13 protein-coding genes, 1 tRNA gene and 1 pseudogene are annotated in these 16169 nt (G+C 60.6%); 10 read left to right on the top strand and 5 right to left on the bottom strand.

Annotated features, from left to right (window positions below):
- Nucleotides 1–4 precede the first annotated feature (4 nt).
- The 3 genes from ACZ881_RS18855 to ACZ881_RS18845 form a co-directional block, all read right to left on the bottom strand.
- Nucleotides 5–2518, bottom strand: coding sequence for a bifunctional lysylphosphatidylglycerol flippase/synthetase MprF (locus ACZ881_RS18855; protein ID WP_476117581.1), 2514 nt, complete (start codon nucleotides 2516–2518; stop codon nucleotides 5–7).
- A 124-nt stretch (nucleotides 2519–2642) separates the two neighbouring features.
- On the bottom strand, nucleotides 2643–2822 hold the full coding sequence (locus tag ACZ881_RS18850; RefSeq protein WP_017199401.1) for a glycine zipper domain-containing protein: 180 nt from the start codon (nucleotides 2820–2822) through the stop codon (nucleotides 2643–2645).
- A 23-nt stretch (nucleotides 2823–2845) separates the two neighbouring features.
- Nucleotides 2846–4075 carry a multidrug effflux MFS transporter gene (locus ACZ881_RS18845; protein WP_179019066.1) on the bottom strand — a complete coding sequence of 410 codons (1230 nt, stop codon included), beginning with the start codon at nucleotides 4073–4075 and terminating at the stop codon, nucleotides 2846–2848.
- Nucleotides 4076–4247: 172 nt separating this feature from the next.
- Here ACZ881_RS18845 and ACZ881_RS18840 point away from each other — a divergent pair, with 172 nt between their 5' ends.
- The 5 genes from ACZ881_RS18840 (at nucleotide 4248) to ACZ881_RS18820 (ending at nucleotide 8134) form a co-directional block, all read left to right on the top strand.
- Entirely contained in the window at nucleotides 4248–5096 is an 849-nt protein-coding gene (locus ACZ881_RS18840) for a phage holin family protein (RefSeq protein ID WP_091466352.1), read from the top strand.
- 47 nt (nucleotides 5097–5143) lie between these two features.
- On the top strand, nucleotides 5144–5767 hold the full coding sequence (locus ACZ881_RS18835) for a CDP-alcohol phosphatidyltransferase family protein (protein WP_178996431.1): 624 nt from the start codon (nucleotides 5144–5146) through the stop codon (nucleotides 5765–5767).
- Nucleotides 5767–6672 (top strand): DMT family transporter, encoded by a 906-nt coding sequence (locus ACZ881_RS18830; protein WP_091466355.1) that lies wholly within the window; start codon nucleotides 5767–5769, stop codon nucleotides 6670–6672. Before ACZ881_RS18835 ends, ACZ881_RS18830 begins: the two co-directional genes overlap by 1 nt.
- Before the next feature lie 107 nt (nucleotides 6673–6779).
- A complete protein-coding gene (locus ACZ881_RS18825) occupies nucleotides 6780–7976 on the top strand; it encodes a glycosyltransferase (protein ID WP_091466357.1) in 1197 nt (398 codons plus the stop codon).
- Between the two features lie 84 nt (nucleotides 7977–8060).
- A tRNA-Ile gene (locus ACZ881_RS18820) sits at nucleotides 8061–8134 on the top strand.
- A 65-nt stretch (nucleotides 8135–8199) separates the two neighbouring features.
- On the opposite strand, the gene ACZ881_RS18815 is transcribed toward ACZ881_RS18820, so the two are convergent.
- Nucleotides 8200–10968 (bottom strand): AAA domain-containing protein, encoded by a 2769-nt coding sequence (locus tag ACZ881_RS18815; RefSeq protein ID WP_476117580.1) that lies wholly within the window; start codon nucleotides 10966–10968, stop codon nucleotides 8200–8202.
- Nucleotides 10969–11210: 242 nt separating this feature from the next.
- Here ACZ881_RS18815 and ACZ881_RS18810 point away from each other — a divergent pair, with 242 nt between their 5' ends.
- Together ACZ881_RS18810 and ACZ881_RS18805 are read left to right on the top strand one after the other, a co-directional pair.
- Nucleotides 11211–12401 carry an acyl-CoA dehydrogenase family protein gene (locus tag ACZ881_RS18810; protein WP_476117579.1) on the top strand — a complete coding sequence of 397 codons (1191 nt, stop codon included), beginning with the start codon at nucleotides 11211–11213 and terminating at the stop codon, nucleotides 12399–12401.
- 24 nt (nucleotides 12402–12425) lie between these two features.
- Nucleotides 12426–12695, top strand: a complete 270-nt coding sequence (locus tag ACZ881_RS18805; RefSeq protein ID WP_476117637.1) for a hypothetical protein — start codon at nucleotides 12426–12428, stop codon at nucleotides 12693–12695.
- On the opposite strand, the pseudogene ACZ881_RS18800 reads toward ACZ881_RS18805, so the two are convergent.
- A pseudogene (locus tag ACZ881_RS18800) lies at nucleotides 12579–12962 on the bottom strand (M23 family metallopeptidase); the annotation flags it as partial. The gene ACZ881_RS18805 and the pseudogene ACZ881_RS18800 overlap by 117 nt on opposite strands.
- A 407-nt stretch (nucleotides 12963–13369) precedes the next feature.
- On the opposite strand from ACZ881_RS18800, the gene rpsB reads away from it, so the two are divergent.
- The 3 genes from rpsB to pyrH all read left to right on the top strand — a co-directional run bounded on the left by rpsB (nucleotide 13370) and on the right by pyrH (nucleotide 16059).
- On the top strand, nucleotides 13370–14242 hold the full coding sequence (gene rpsB / locus ACZ881_RS18795) for a 30S ribosomal protein S2 (RefSeq protein ID WP_017199410.1): 873 nt from the start codon (nucleotides 13370–13372) through the stop codon (nucleotides 14240–14242).
- Between the two features lie 121 nt (nucleotides 14243–14363).
- On the top strand, nucleotides 14364–15200 hold the full coding sequence (gene tsf, locus ACZ881_RS18790; protein WP_026541489.1) for a translation elongation factor Ts: 837 nt from the start codon (nucleotides 14364–14366) through the stop codon (nucleotides 15198–15200).
- 121 nt (nucleotides 15201–15321) lie between these two features.
- On the top strand, nucleotides 15322–16059 hold the full coding sequence (pyrH, locus tag ACZ881_RS18785; protein WP_014921238.1) for a UMP kinase: 738 nt from the start codon (nucleotides 15322–15324) through the stop codon (nucleotides 16057–16059).
- The last annotated feature ends 110 nt before the right edge of the window (nucleotides 16060–16169 follow it).

Here is a 16169-nt window from a genome sequence, read left to right as displayed (position 1 = left end):
GGTGTCATGCGGCGGGCTCCTTGGCTACCATCTGCCGCAACAGCCCCGCGCTTTGTGCGGGGGAGAGCCCCGGCAGGTAGGCGGAACCCACAGCGATACCGATGGACGGCAAGGCCAACGGGTCCTGGTAGTACATGTACAAGGTCCGATGCTCAGGCTGGAAACGGGACTTGAAGGCGGCTAACGACTTGAAACCGTACATGGGTTCCAGTGCGTTCCCGAGAAGCGCAAGGACCCGGTCCAGGGTGCTGTGGTCCACGGTGCTGTGGTCTCCCTCGCCGGCATCGGATCCTGCATTGGCAAGCGGAGAGCCGGACAACGAGATTTGGGGTACTTCTTCTTTGAAGTGCGTCACGGCAGAAGCAATGAGGAACTCCATGACGCCCTTGAAGCCTGTGGTGCGGCGGCGCATGAAGTCCAGGGTCCACCCTGAGATGACCCCGTCGCTGAAGACGGGCAGCCAACTGGTGACTCCATGGACCAGGCCGTCATCGTCCACGGCTACACAGCAGAGCACCTCGGGGTCTTTGAGCTCATTCAAGCCACCCAAGGTGAAGCCCATCTCAGGAAGTGCTTTGTCAGCCACCCACTCTTCGGAAATCTCGGCGAGCTGTGCCCTGATTCCCGGCGGCATCCCGGGGTAGCTGTACCAGTGGTCCTTGATGGAGAGCTTGTCTGCGCGGTTCAGTGCCGTGCGGACGTTCTGCCATTCCTTCCCCTTGAAGGTCATGGCCTGGACGTTGAGGAGTGTCTCTTCCGCTACTTCCAGTTTCCTGAAGCCATGGGGGATGAGCGCAGCGTCGAGCTCTGCCGTGGCTGAGTAGAAGCACGGAACCAGCCCAAGGCTGGAGCAGTGCTTTACGAAGCCCGTGGCCGCCTCAGGATGGAGTTCGCCTGCGCCAAAGGGCCCCGCAACGGTGAGGGCCACGCCGTTGTGGACCTGGTACGCAACACCGGCCTTCCTGTTCGGGGTAAACCAGTACTGGTTGTTGTCCCATAGAGCCATCCAGGACAGCGTTCCGCCGCCGTCATGCAACAGCTCCCTGGCATGGCCCAGATCTGCTGCCGGATCAGTGGCGAGCATCCGGAACCGACGGAAGTTGTTCAGGACAAGTACAAGGATGCACAGCCAAATGATGTCCCCGCCCAGTCCGTACACCACCGTGCTTAGCAGGCCTTGCGGGAGAGCCACCACGAACGGGACAGGGAAGGGAACCAGAATGTGTGTCAGCTGCCCGGCCAGATCCAGCAGCGTGGAGCGTCCCGGGTTGCCTTCGATGAACCAGAACGCGACGTAGAAGATCACGGCAGCAACGGCGAGGATGAGCGAGGTCCGGCCAAGGACCCTGTAACCGGCGTCGCTCGACTCGACCCGGAACTTATGCCGGTTTACCAGAAGCAGCGCCACGATGATGACAGGGGCGAGGACCGCAGGGACCGCGTACAGGAGGAGGTACGCGAAGTCGTCGTCGCCTAACGTGACGTCCGGATCTGTAACGTACTGGACGATGGACAGGACGGTTACGGCAGCCAGATACAGCTGGATAACGAGTGTCAGCCTGTATGCGAGCCGGCGGCCACGCCGGAGCCCCTCGGCGCAGACGAGCAGCAGAAGAACCGGAATCAGTGTCAGGATCGCCGCTCCGAAGCTCTGGACGCCGACGATGCTCTGCAACGTGACACAGTTGTTGTCGTTATTGCACGCTTCCTGCACCTCATCGGCGTCGGGACTGGCCTGGAGCATGACCTCGGAAACAACGGAGAGGGGCCCGATTTCCCACGTTCCGGTCAGTTGGGTGAGCAAAGGTCCAACCGCGAAGACACCCACCACGGTGCCCACCAGGAAGCGCGTCTCTCGAAGGCTTGAGGAGTGGAGCGATCCCGCCCGGTGGCGCAGCACCATCGACTGGATGACCCAGCCCGCCAGGATGCCGATCACGGCTCCGGCAAGAGCCTGCAGGGTTTGGGCGACCCCCACGAACAGGGCAAACATCAGCGTCGCGGCCAGCAGCCACGTCCTCAGGCGACGTCGCCACAAAGCCTCGAGTGCCGCCGTCGAGCACCCTAACGCAGCGGCGGCGCCGCCGTAGGCACCCACAACGTATTCGCCGCCCAGGAAACTGAGCCATTGGTCGCTGGCATCCGTTCCGAAGGTTACGAGTGCTACAAGCACAAGGGCGCTGAGGGCTGAACCGGCTACGAAGGCGGCCAAAGCAAGCCAAGGGCCCATGACGCGTTCGGCGATGCCGACACCCACCAGGATCGCGGCTGTACAGGCCAGGTAATCCAGCAGGGAGGAGGCGAAGAATGCTGATGTGAAGATGGACCACCACGGTCCGGGTTCCACCGCCAGGCCGATTCCCACTTGATCCAACAAGACTTGGCCGGGGCCGTTGACGAGGCTACCGGAGACGGCACCCAGCACCCAGAAGAGCCCTACGAGACCCAGCGTCAGCGGCAACCTCCGCACGGTTGCCAGCCCGCGCACGTTGCCCCGAAATCCAACAGCCGTGCTCATGTGATGTCCCCTTCACCGGTTGCAGCACCGGTAACCCCGGCTGGCCACCATTCTGCCCTGCAGCAGGCGGTTAGGGGAGGGTTTGGTAACTCTCGACGGCGGCGGGTCGCCGGTGGCAGTTAGCCTAGTCCCGCTTCCAAGGGCCAGGATTCACGCGGTACAGCACAGCGGCGCCGATCACGGCACCCAGGATGGCGCCAAACAGCGCACTGCCGGCGGCGCGACCGAGAAGGGCACCGGCCACGGCGCCGAGCAAAGCACCGAGGAACAAGCCCCTGCCGTTGCGGTGCGGTTTATTAGTCATGGTCACAGCCTACGGGGCTGCTGCTAATGGATGGAGGGAACAGAGCGGGGCCGGACTACCAGCCACAACGCGGCAATCGCGCCGGTGATGCAGGCCGCCATGACGGCGCCCATGGGGACGGCGGAACTGACGCCCAACCAACCGACGACGGGCGGGACAATTCCGGCCATCATGAACTGGGACGCGCCCAGGAGGGATGCAGCGGTGCCCGCTTGTGCGCCGTGGTTGGCCAAGGACAGCACCTGGACGCACGGGAACATGAAGCCGGTTGCGCAGATGTAGAACCACAACGGAACGAGGATTCCCCACAGCCCCACATGGAACAGGTCAAGCGCCACGATCAGCAGGGCAGTGAACAGCATGAAGACCGTGGCCCCCGCCACGATCCACTGCGGGGCCACCCGCCGGATCAAGCGCGAGCTGATCTGCACGCCTGCCACGATACCCAGGGAGTTGATGCCGAACAGGATGCCGTATTCCTGCGGGGAAAAGCCGTAGACGTTCTGGAAGAGAAAGGTGGAAGCCGAGAGGTAGGCGAAAAGCCCGCCAAAATTCAGGCTTCCTACCAGAACCATGCCCACGAAGATCCTGTCCGTCAGGACGGTCTTGTAGCGTTGCCCCACTGTGATGGTGGACTTTCCGCGCTGGGCTGCCGGAAGTGTCTCCCGAATGAAGAAGATGGAGGCAATGATCACCAGCAGGCCATAACCGGCCAGGAAGTAGAAGATGCCCGGCCAAGGGAATGCCAGCAGCAGTTGGGATCCTATGACCGGTGCCAGGATCGGTGCCAGGCCGTTGACCAGTGACATCCTTGAAAACATCCGGACCATGGAGTAGCCGTGGAAGAGGTCCCGGACCATGGCCATTGCCACCACGCCACCTCCGGCAGCACCGATTCCCATGAGCACGCGGAAGAGGGAGAGCATCCCGATGTCCGTGGCCAGCGCCGCCCCCAGCGAAGAGCCGATGTGCACAGCCGTCGCCAGGATCAACGGCAGCCGGCGCCCCACTTTGTCGCTGAAGGGCCCCACCAATAGCTGGCCGAGCCCGAAGCCAACCGTTGTCCCGGTCAGAGTGAGCTGGATTGCTGCCGCCGAGACATCAAAACTCTCTTCCAAGGCGGGGAACGCCGGAAGGTACAGGTCGATGGTGAAAGGACCCAGGGCCGTCAGTGCACCCAGCAGGAGAATGTAGACAAGTTTTTCGCGTCGGCTCAGAGAATCGCCCGGAGCAATGGGAGGGGTCACGATCATCTATCCTATGGCCCGGATCATATTTATTGGATGTATGACAGGCGCGCCACGGCGGGATCCCGAAAGTTCAGCAGGAACCTGAATGATAGCTTTGAGGACAGGTGTCCGTGGCAATGGTTTTCCGCCGCGTTCGCCCTACACGATGCCCAGAGGAAGCAGTTAGGCGGAACCCATGAGTGGACGTCACACCGGCCGGCCCAGTCAAGGACCAGCCATTCGTACTTTGCCAAAGACCCTCAAGCTCGTAGCAAGGCTGGCTCCGAGGCAACTCAACGACGAAATCGCCCTTGCGAAGGTAGAACTCAAGCGAAAGGCCACTCAGGTTGGCATCGCCGGCGCCTTCTTCGGAGTGGCGCTTGTCTTCCTGGCGCTACTGGTGATTGCGCTGGTTGTCGCGGCGATCCTTGGGTTGGCCACCATCATGCCCGGCTGGCTCGCGGCACTCATTGTTGCAGCCTTTTTCCTGATAGTTGTGGCTATCGCATCCTTGATCGGCATCGCCAAGTTCAAGAAGGCCATGCCCTTGGTTCCCGAGGACACCATCCGGGGAATCAAGCACGATCTCGGAATCGCCAAGGAAGGTTCCGACTTCGACGAGTCGATCCTGGATCCCAACTCACCTGCTGCCAAGGCTGCCAAGGCTGAAAAGGAAGCAGCGGCAGAGAAGGCCAAGGCAGAAAAGGCCGCGAAGGAAGCCGCCAAGGAAGCAGATGCCGTCAAGGCGCCCACCGAAGCTGAGCTTCGCTCGCGCCTGAAGCGGCGCCGTGAACACCTGACCGGTGTCCGCGATGAACTTGGTGAACAGCTGGACGTCAAGAAGCAGGGCCAGGCTTTGCTGGAAAGCGCGAACGGAAAGTTCCAGGAAGGCAAGGAATTTGCTGCAGCGAAGTTCGCAGCCCTTGAAGACTCTGTCCCCGAAAGCCTGACCGAACGGCTTGCGGCCCGGTGGAAGGACCTCGCAGCGTTTGCCACTGCTGCCGTGGTCTTCGTTGTTGCGCTGCGGAAGTTGCTGAAGAAGTAGCAACTGCCGGCGGCGCCAAACACGAAAGACGAGGAAGGGGGGACAAGATGAGATTGATCGGAGCTGGGTCGCACCCCGACCGTCCGCAGGTTGATCATGACCTCATCTTCACTGTCCCCAACATCCTTACGGTCCTTCGCTTCATGGGTGTTCCCTTGTTTGTCTGGCTCGTGTTGTCGGAGCAGGAGTATGGCTTCGCGGTACTGGTGCTGGTGATCATGGGCAGCACCGACTGGGTGGATGGCTACATTGCCAGACGCTTCGACCAGACCTCCAAACTTGGCCGGATACTGGACCCGATGGCCGACCGGGCCGCCCTCCTTGCCGTCGCGTTCACGTTGGCGATTGCCGGCGTCGTGCAGTGGTGGTACCTGGCCGCGCTGCTGGTACCTGACGCCGTCCTGGCCATCGCATCTTTGATCTACTTCCGCAGCCATCCGGACCTGCCGGTGAGTATCATCGGAAAAATCCGCACGGCTCTGCTGCTGGTCGGAACTCCATTGCTTGTCCTGTCCAAGCTGCCCATTGCTTTTACCGAGGTCTACTTCGTGGCTGCTTGGACGTTCCTGGGCTTCGGCCTGATCGGCCACTGGATTGCGGCCTACAACTATTTTTGGGCCATCTTGCGTAAGGGTAAAGAATTGAAAACCGACGATGGCGGACGAGGCTGATGGTCTGGCTGGCGGTATTTCTCGCGGTAGTTGGTGCCTTCTTCCTCGCTATCGGTGCCCAGCGGCAAGGCAGCGCGGTGAAAGCCGATACCGGGGGCCTGGCGCTCAGCTCCAATGGCTTCCTGAGGCTTCTGCGTAATCCCCGCTGGATGCTCGGGCTGTTGTTCCTTGCCCTCGGGATGGTGATGAACGCTATAGCCTTGGTGTCCGCACCCCTCACCGTGGTGCAGCCGATCGGTGCCATCGCGTTGGTCATCACCACGGTGGTCAACGCCAAGGACCAAGGCCTGAGCATCAACCGTGCCACTGTGGTTGCCATCAGCGCCTGTGTTACGGGTTCAGCGCTGTTCGTGCTGCTGGCAGTCAATGTCACGCAGGAGAATCATCACGTCAATAGCGACGACGAACTGACGATTGTTCTCCTCCTGGCTCTTGCAGTGGGCATTTTTGGAACCCTGGCCGTCATGTTCAAGCACCGCATGAGTGCCTTTATCTACATCCTGGGTGCCGGTGTCCTGTTCGGCTTTGTTGCCGTCCTGACCCGGATCATCGGCAAACACTTGCTCGATCCCAACGGCCTGTTCCTGCTCAACGTCCAGTGGTACACCCTCATCGCCATCGTGGCCGCCGGAGGGCTGGGCTCCTGGTTCGTGCAGAGTGCATACTCGGGCGGTCCGCCGGATCTGGTCATCGCAGGGCTGACCGTTATCGACCCCATGGTGGGCATTGCAATCGGCATCGTGATTCTGGGTGAGCTTCGTCCCGATGTCCACGCCGTGATGGCCATCGCCATGGCCGCGGCCGCTACGCTTGCTATCGTGGGGGTTATTGCCCTGAGCCGGCACCATCCGGAAGTCACCAAACGCAAGAAGGACGCGAAGGCGGCTGCCAGCCGGAAGGCTTAGGGCAGGGCTTTACCTTGCGCCGCCCCTATTGCGGGCGGCAACCCGGCGACATCGCAGCATTGCCACAGGCAACGCTGTCCGCACCGTGACCATCAGGAGTTCTCCACGTGACCATTCCCGACACCAACAAGCCCCTCACTATTCTGATTGCCGCGGATACCTACCCGCCGCACGTCAACGGTGCCGCCCAGTTCGGCTACCGCCTGGCCAAGGGGATGACTGCACGTGGGCACAACGTGCATGTGTTGGCCTGCCGTCCGGACACGGGCAAGAGCTACACAGAGTTCCGCGACGAAGCCACGGTTCACCGGCTCCGCTCCCATGGCGTCTTCACCCACGAGTACTTCCGGATCTGCTTCCCGTGGGAAATCAAGAAGGAAATCAGCCTTCTTTTCGACAAGGTCCAACCGGACGTAGTCCACATCCAGAGCCACTACATGATCGGCGAACACGTCCTCTATGAGGCTGTTAAGCGCGGAATCCGGATTGTTGCCACCAACCACTTCATGCCCGAGAACCTCAACCCGTTCCTTCCGTTCCCGCAGTGGTTCAAAGACATCGTTGGCCGTATTTCCTGGAAGGACATGGGCAAGGTCATGGGCCAGGCGGATGTGGTCACCACGCCCACGCCCCTTGCTGCCAAGGCCATGCACCAGCACGCCTTCCTGCGCAAGGTCCTGCCCCTTTCCAACGGCATCGACTCTTCGGCCTATGAGCTCCAGCCCGGTGAGACCATCGAGCCCCACGCCAACCCCACGGTCCTGTTCGTGGGCCGTCTTGCCGAAGAGAAGCACATCAACGTGCTGATCGACGCCGTCGCTAAAACCCCTCGCGAACTGAACGTGAACCTGGAAGTAGTGGGTGGCGGCGAAGTCCGCCCTGCCCTTGAGGCCCAGGTTGCGAAGCTTGGCCTGGGAGATCGGGTGAGGTTCCTCGGGCTGGCCAGCGACGAGGACCTGCGTGAGGCGTACATCAAGGCCGATATCTTCTGCATGCCCGGTACGGCCGAGCTCCAGTCACTGGTGACCTTGGAAGCCATGTCGGCTTCCACTCCTGTGCTGCTTGCCAACGCCATGGCGCTTCCTCACCTTGTTCGTGACGGGGAGAACGGCTACCTCTTCACCCCCAACGACAGCAACGAACTCGCTGCCAGGATCACCCAGCTCGTGGAGCTGCCCAAGGACGAGCTTGATGCCATGGGCAAGCTGAGCCGGGAGATGGTGGAGCCGCACAGCATCAACGGCACCCTCCAGACATTTGAGGACCTCTACCGGGGCGCTTCTTACGAGGACATGGTGGTGTGACAAAAGCACTCCCCGGCACCTATTAGAATTGCTGGAGTGCTTTGCCCGGAACTGTTGCTTTGCGGCGGCTCTCCCGGGCATCACGGGGCTATAGCTCAGCTGGTTAGAGCGCGGGACTCATAATCCTAAGGTCCTCGGTTCAAGTCCGAGTAGCCCTACATTTCACACGGGAGCCGTGGCCGACGATTCATTCTTCGTCGCCCACGGCTCTTTTGCCGGCCTTTCAGCCCAATGCCGCTGCCAGTTCGGAGCGTATGCGGGTTTCCTCCCCGCTTCCCGTGGTCGGCAACCGCAGAAGACGGATCTTATGTGCACGGCAGATGGCATCTTTGAGGTCATCCCGGACTTGCTGCGCGGGATTGTTTTCGTGGTAAGCGAAACCGTCAACTTCAATGGCCAGGACGGGCATGTTGGTGACGCGGTTATAGACCACGAAGTCCAGGCTTGCCCGGTTCTGGACAAAAGAAGCCTGTTGGGACGTGAGCATCGCAGGATCGCGAAGCAAATTCTTCAGCAGGACCTGTGGCGCCACAGCTAAGTCGGAGAACAGTTCGTCCTCGAGGATCTCCGACAGGAGGGTCCAGATAATATTCTCCGACGTGTACGTGGAGCTGTTCCGGAGCCGGGCGGCCAAAGGGCGCAGCAGTGCTGAGTATTCTCTGTACAGGAGGTCAAAGACGGACAGGACGTTGCTGTCGAAGACGCCATCCTCCGGATTTCGGTAGCGAATAAAGTGCACCAGGTCTCGAAGGTGTCGGCTTTTCGGCAGCATCTCATTGTTGGTAACAAGCACGAACCGTTTCACTGCGCGGGAAACGGCGACGTTGACGAGGTGCGGGTCATCGACGAAGCTGACGCCTTGGTGACCGCTGTTTGTCTCGTCCAGGACTGTGCTCATGATGATCACGTCCTTCTGCCGCCCCTGGAACTTGTGGACTGTGTCGGCGTGGATGCTGTTGAGCAAGGCCTCGGTTACTTTGTCCACTTGCCGTCGATACGGGGTCACCACGCCGATCTGCTCGTTACTGATACCTGAGCAGAATTGCCCGAGGACCTCCTTGGCAATAACGTCCGCTTCACGCTGGTTGGTTCGGCCCCCGCTGTTGTGCTGCCGCATGTGGTTCCCCTCGGCTGTCCGGACCACCACCAACGGCTGACCGCCCGACCCGCTAGAGGTGTAGGGGACCAGCCTCCCGCCGTAGAACTTCCTGTTGCAGAAGTCGATGATCGCCGGATCGCAGCGGTAATGCTCCCGAAGCATGGTGCGGGGAAGGTCATCGCCGAACTGATCGATGATTGAGGACAGAATGTTGTGCTTCCTGTAGTCCACACTGGTGGACGGGGCCTTCTTGGAGTTCCTTGATGCTCTCTCATCGGCGATGTGCTGCAGTTGCTGAAGGTCGCCGACCACAATGACGTTCCGGGCGCGGGAGAGTGCCAGGCCAGCGGCGAGCAGATCAACTTGGGAGGCCTCGTCAATGATCAGGTAATCGAGGAGCTGTCCTGTAGGAACACTTCGTCGCAGGGAGTGGCACGTGCTCAGAATTACCGGGTAGTCAGCGGTGAATTCCGCGTAGGTTGACCTGTACGTGGCTTCTGAGTGGACCCGCCTGCGCGTCTGGGCGTAGCGGCTATGGAGAGATGCTTCGAGCGTCTGCCTGGAAGCCAGCCGATGCTCCTCCTCAAGACGTCCGTAGTCTTCATTCGCCAGCAGCTGCCCCGCTTGATTGATACGCTCTTCAAGCTCCTTGACCTTGCTGTCATAGTAGGCGCCCTGAAGCCGCAGAACGACGTCAGTGTCGTGGGGATCAACTCGTCCGAGTGGTCCGTATCGGAGGCGAAGTCTCAGGCGGCGGAAAAGTTTTCGGACCCGTCCGGACTCGACAGGCATGAATGCGGTATCGGCCAGGAATTCGAGGATCCGAGCGGACGGAGCACGCAATAGCGGGACGCCTTCCAGTGCGGGCAACTCACGGGTATCGGCCTGGAGCAGGAAATGACGCCTCTCGAGCTGGTAGGCGTCGAGCTCTTGCTTCCACATGGCCAGTTGTCTGGCGGTCCCTTGCAGGGTCTGCAGGCGGCTGTCGAGTTCGGCCACATATTCTGCCGGGGGTGCCTTGGCGGGTGATTGGCCGGCGAATTCATCGACCGCGGCGTTCCTGGCTTCCTGCCTGGCGAAGAATTCGGCAATTTTCTCCTTCCGACCGAGGTCAGCCACGATGTGTCCGTAGCCTTCCTCGGCCAGTTTGTCCCGGACATTTTCCACGGCGGCGTTGTTGAAGGAGACGATTCCAACTCTCTGGCCCGGAACGGTAACGATGTTGGCCACAAGGTTCAGTATGGTTTGGGTTTTTCCCGTGCCGGGTGGACCGTCGATCACCGTTATTCGATTGCTAAGTCCTTTCAGGAGAGCTTCGCGCTGGCTGATGTTTGACGAGAAAGGCAGTATCGGATGCCGCTGAATCTTCTCCGGGGAAGTCAGGGTTTGGCGCTGGAGCAGGACTTCCAGGGCGCTTCCTGCCGGGACGCGCTTGAAGTCCTCGTATTGCCGGCGTAGCGGATCGTCCTCCCTCAGTTTCGAGGCGACGTCACGCCAATAATCCAGCACGACCTGGGCTTCTATTTCTTCCTCGGACGGCTGGGAGATTGTTATCTGGGTGTCTCGACAGGTTTCATATCCGGGTCCTGCGTCACCCGTGTGAAACACGCGCAACCAGGTTCCGTGGGGCGAATCGAAACGGAGGACCTCGGTGACTGCCTCAAACACTTTGCCCCGCACCGTGACTGTGTCGCGCGGCTTGAGGAAGATGGGCGCTGGATTTCGGAGAACAACGACCTTGTCGGCCGAGTATTTGTATGTCTTTCCGGAACTAAAGGTGATGTGCGTGAAAGCACCGGCGGGACGATACCTGGTCACCTCCGGGGTCTTGTCATCGAGGCCATTCTGGTGACGATTGCGGACCAGAATCGCCTCGTAACGTGGATTGATCACTGTGCTTCCCCCAAATTCATCTGCACCGTTGCACTACCGACGTTACAGAACTGTCCGCTGCGACAAGAGTTCTTTGGAACCAGAAAGGAAAACTCCGTTGCGGGGAACGAAGAACCTGCGGTATGTTACTGATCAGTAACTTACTACTCGCCGGTAACTTGGCCGCCCTGGCGCCCCTTGGGTTCAGCGCGGTTGGTCCGGATCTGATGTGGTCGCAGGTGACCACCCTTGAAGGAGCGAATATGTCCAACGCTGCATTTGACGCCGCAAACCTTCCGTATGCCGACGGCGACTTCTATGCCTTTGAGCAGATGCTGACAGAAAAAGAGCAAGATCGCCTGGCGGAGGTCCGCGAATTTCTTACACGTGAGGTCAAGCCCATCGCGGTGGATTGCTGGAACCGTGGCGAGTTCCCGATGGATCTCATTCCCAAGCTCGGCGAACTTGACCTTGTCAGCCCCGTCAGCCGCCAGGGGTACTCCAACTTGTTCGCCGGCATGCTCCATGCGGAAGTGACCCGTGCGGATGCTTCGATTGCAACCTTTATGGGTGTCCACGACGGCCTCTTCACGGGCTCGATTGAAGCCCTCGCATCGCAAGAGCAGAAGGATGCCTGGCTGCCGGACATTTACTCCCTGAAGAAGATCGGCGCCTTCGGGCTGACCGAGCCGCTGGGTGGCTCGGACGTAGCAGGTGGAACGCGCACCACCGCCCGGCGCGACGGTGACAACTGGATACTCAATGGCGCCAAGCGCTGGATCGGCAACGCCACGTTCTCCGATTGGGTGGTCATCTACGCCAAGGACTTGGCAGACAACCAGGTCAAGGCGTTCCTGGTGGACACTTCGCTGCCCGGCTACTCGGCCACCAAGATTGAAAACAAGATCTCCCTGCGTACTGTGCAGAATGCGGACATTATTCTTGACAATGTGGTGGTGCCGGACTTCTTCAAGCTCGCCAACGGCAATAGTTTCCGCGACACAAACAAGGTCCTCAAAGTAACCCGCCTGGCTGTCGCGTGGCAGGCCGTGGGGCTGCAGATGGCTGCCTTCGATGTCGCCCGCAGCTACGCCGTGGAGCGTCAGCAGTTCGGGCGTCCGCTTGCAGCGTTCCAGTTGGTGCAAAACCAACTGGTGCAGATCCTCGGAAACACTGTGGCCTCCATGGGCATGATGGTTCGTCTGGCCCAACTCGAAGACGCCGGAGTGGCCAAGGACGAGCAGTCAGCCCTGGCAAAGGCCTTCACTACGGCGCGCATGCGCGAAAGCGTCGCCCTGGGACGCAGCATCCTGGGCGGCAATGGCATCGTCACGGACTACGGCATGGCCAAGATCTTCTCGGATGCCGAGGCCATCTACTCCTACGAGGGCACACACGAGATCAACACCTTGGTGACCGGACGTGCCATCACAGGCGTTTCGGCCATCGTCTAGAACATTCGCTGACCTGGCGGGGAGATGCGGCGGGAACGCGGCGGGGACTTGGACGTTGCCGGGGGCTCCGTGGAGCGGCAGCAGTATGGATGGCCGCATGTCCGATACGAAGCCCAACGGATTGACGTAGTCCTCGCCGCGCCGCACCCCCCAATGCAGGCAGGTGGCGCTGCTGCAGTGGCCGGGTTCCAGGGTGCCGATGACCTGTCCCTTGCGGACAGCGTCACCTGTTTTCAATTCGCTGGTCACAGGTTCGAAGCTGCTCTTGAGGCCGTTGCCTTGCTCGATGGCTAGTACCGGACGATCAACTACGACGCCGGAAAAGGTCACCACGCCATCAGACGGCGCGGTGACGGGAGCGCCGTCGTGAGTTGGCCCCAGGTCCACGCCCCGATGCCCGCTGAGCCACGGTTTGTCCGGTGGGTCGAACGTCCGCAGGACGGAAGGCTTGGGGGAGAGCGGCCAACTCCACTGTGGTTCGGCTGGAGCAGCTGCGCCTGCGCTGCCAGTAACGACGGTGGAGACTAGAAGTGTGGTCAATGTGAGCTTGAAAACGGTCATGGAACCAGCCTCCCGGGGCAACCCCGGCGACGCGATACGTTGACTGCCGTATGTGGACAACGGGTGGTTTCCCGCGGTCAAATCGGTGGGGTCGCTGTAGTACACTTGGTGGAGCAGTTTGCTGTGCCCTCAAGCTTGTTCAGGAGCATGTCTCATTCAGATATGTGAGGGTCCCAGGCTGACTACGCGTATCCAGCCCTCCACCAGCTAAGCTTCAAGGCTTTATGCTGCGGAGGATTGCGCCTCTTGCGGTCCGGCCGAGCTCAGGCTCCGTGCCGGATGAGAAGTGCAATGGATGCCAGGAGCCACGCCCAACCGGGCAAAGGCTAAATAACCGTCAACTATTGGCAGGGTAAGAGCAGCCCCATGGGCTCTCTCATGAATGACCTGCCGGAAGGAGCGTCGGCATGCCCGTCGTAACTATGCGCCAGCTGCTTGACAGCGGCGTCCACTTTGGACACCAGACCCGTCGTTGGAACCCGAAGATGAAGCGCTTCATCTTCACGGAGCGCAACGGCATCTACATCATTGACCTCCAGCAGTCGCTGTCCTACATCGACCGCGCCTACGAGTTCGTCAAGGCTACTGTCGCCCACGGCGGCACCGTCCTGTTCGTTGGCACCAAGAAGCAGGCTCAGGAAGCAATTGCCGAGCAGGCTACCCGCGTTGGCCAGCCGTATGTCAACCAGCGTTGGTTGGGCGGTATGCTCACCAACTTCCAGACCGTCGCCAAGCGTATCCAGCGCATGAAAGAACTCGAAGAGATCAACTTCGACGACGTCGCCGGCTCGGCTTACACCAAGAAGGAGCTCCTGCTCCTCAAGCGTGAACTCACCAAGCTTGAATCCAACCTCGGTGGTATCCGCAACCTGACCAAGGCTCCCTCGGTTCTCTGGGTTGTTGACACCAAGAAGGAACACCTTGCTGTTGACGAAGCCAAGAAGCTGAACATCCCGGTTGTTGCCATCCTGGACACCAACTGCGATCCCGACGAAGTTGACTTCCCGATCCCGGGTAACGACGACGCCATCCGCTCCGTCAACCTGCTCACCCGCGTTGTTGCCGACGCCGTAGCTGAGGGCCTCATCGCCCGCAACCAGCGCGCAACGGGCACCACCGAAGCTCCGGAAGAGCCGCTGGCTGAGTGGGAGCGCGAGCTCCTCGAAGGCAGCAAGGCCGAAGAAGCAGCGGCAACCGAGGCTCCGGCAGCAGAAGCTCCCGCAGCCGAGGCTCCCGAAGCGACTGAAGCTGCAGCCGGCGAAGCCGAAGCAGCCAAGTAAATCTGGACCTTCCCTGATGCTGGATACAGCGTCAGGGGCAACTGACAGGATGGCGGCTCACACGGTGGGCTGCCGTCCTGTCAGTCCGTAAACACACAAATTTCTAGACAGAGGGGTTCACATGGCGAACTACACTGCTGCTGACATCAAGGCCCTGCGCGAGCGCACCGGCGCCGGCATGATGGACGTCAAGAAGGCTCTTGACGAAGCCAACGGTGACGCTGAGAAGGCCATCGAGATCATCCGCATCAAGGGCCTCAAGGGTGCTACCAAGCGCGAAGGCCGTTCCACTGCTGAAGGCCTGGTTGCTGCCAAGGTCAACGGCGGCGTCGGCGTAATGATCGAGGTCAACTGCGAGACTGACTTCGTCGCCAAGGCTGACAAGTTCATCCAGCTGGCCGACAAGGTCCTCAACGTTGCAGTCGAGTCCGGTGCAGCCGACCTCGAGACCCTGCTGGCCACCGAGGTCGACGGCAAGCCGTTGTCCGAGGTTGTTGTCGAAGAGGGCGCAGTCCTCGGCGAGAAGGTTGTTGTCCGCCGTATCTCCCGCGTTGAGGGCACCACGGTTGACGCTTACCTGCACAAGACGTCCAAGGACCTCCCGGCTCAGGTCGGCGTCCTGTTCGCTGTCGACGGTGAAGGCGAAGCCGCTGCCACCGCCGCGCACGACATCGCTGTCCACGTTGCAGCCATGGCTCCGAACTACCTGACCCGCGACGACGTCCCGGCCGAACTGGTAGAGTCCGAGCGCCGCATCGCCGAAGAGACCGCAAAGGCTGAAGGCAAGCCCGAAGCTGCTCTTTCCAAGATCGTGGAAGGCCGCGTGACGGGCTTCTACAAGGGTGAAGTTCTGGTTGACCAGGCATTCGCCAAGGACTCCAAGAAGACTGTTGCACAGGTCCTCGAGGAAGCCGGCGTGAAGGCTACCGCAGTAACCCGTTTCCGCGTCGGAAACTAGTAATTCATGAAAAGGGGTGGTCACTTCGGTGGCCGCCCCTTTTTCATGCACCCGTCCGGGTAGTACCTGCGCGGACCCACAGCACGATAATCTAGCCAGAGTCCACCAACGGGAAGGCACCATGGAAACCGTCAACACTGCTATCCAGCCCGAGAAGACCCGCCGACGTGTACTTCTGAAACTTTCCGGCGAGGTCATCGGCGGAGGCAAGCTCGGCGTCGATCCCGAGACCGTACGCGCCATCGCCAAGCAAATCGCGGCAGCAGTCACCGAGGTAGAAGTGGCAATCGTTGTCGGCGGCGGTAATTTCTTCCGCGGCGCCGAACTGTCGCAAAGCGGTATGGATCGCTCCCGCGCCGACTATATGGGCATGCTGGGCACTGTGATGAACTGCCTGGCGCTGCAGGACTTCCTGGAGCAGGCTGGTGTAGAGACCAGGGTCCAGAGCGCTATCACCATGGGCCAGGTCGCGGAGGCCTATATTCCCCGCCGCGCCATCCGCCACATGGAAAAGGGCCGCGTGGTCATTTTCGGCGCAGGCGCCGGCTTGCCCTACTTCTCCACCGACACCGTGGCGGCACAGCGGGCCCTTGAAGTGCACGCAGACGTGGTCCTCATGGCCAAGAGCGGTGTGGACGGCGTCTACACCGCCGATCCCAAGAAGGACCCCACAGCCGAGAAGTTGGATGTCCTCAGCTACGACGACGCCCTGCGCCGTGACATCCGGGTCATGGACCAGACTGCAATGACCATGTGCAAGGACAACAGTCTTTCCATGGTGGTGTTCGGCATGGAGGGCGAGGGCAACGTTACCCGCGCCATCCTGGGCGAAACGCTGGGAACCTTGGTTACTCCCTAGCAAGGGCTAGGATATTTCTAGGACCGTCCGCCCCTGGTGGCGGATCTTTACTGTGCATTGATTTACTGTGCATTGCCGCCTGCAGTTGGGTAGCAACTATTTCTGAGGAG

The sequence above is a fragment of the Paenarthrobacter sp. TE3676 genome (assembly GCF_056279165.1).
The sequence above is the reverse complement of the archived record's forward strand: the minus strand, read 5'-3'. Positions and strand labels throughout refer to the sequence as shown.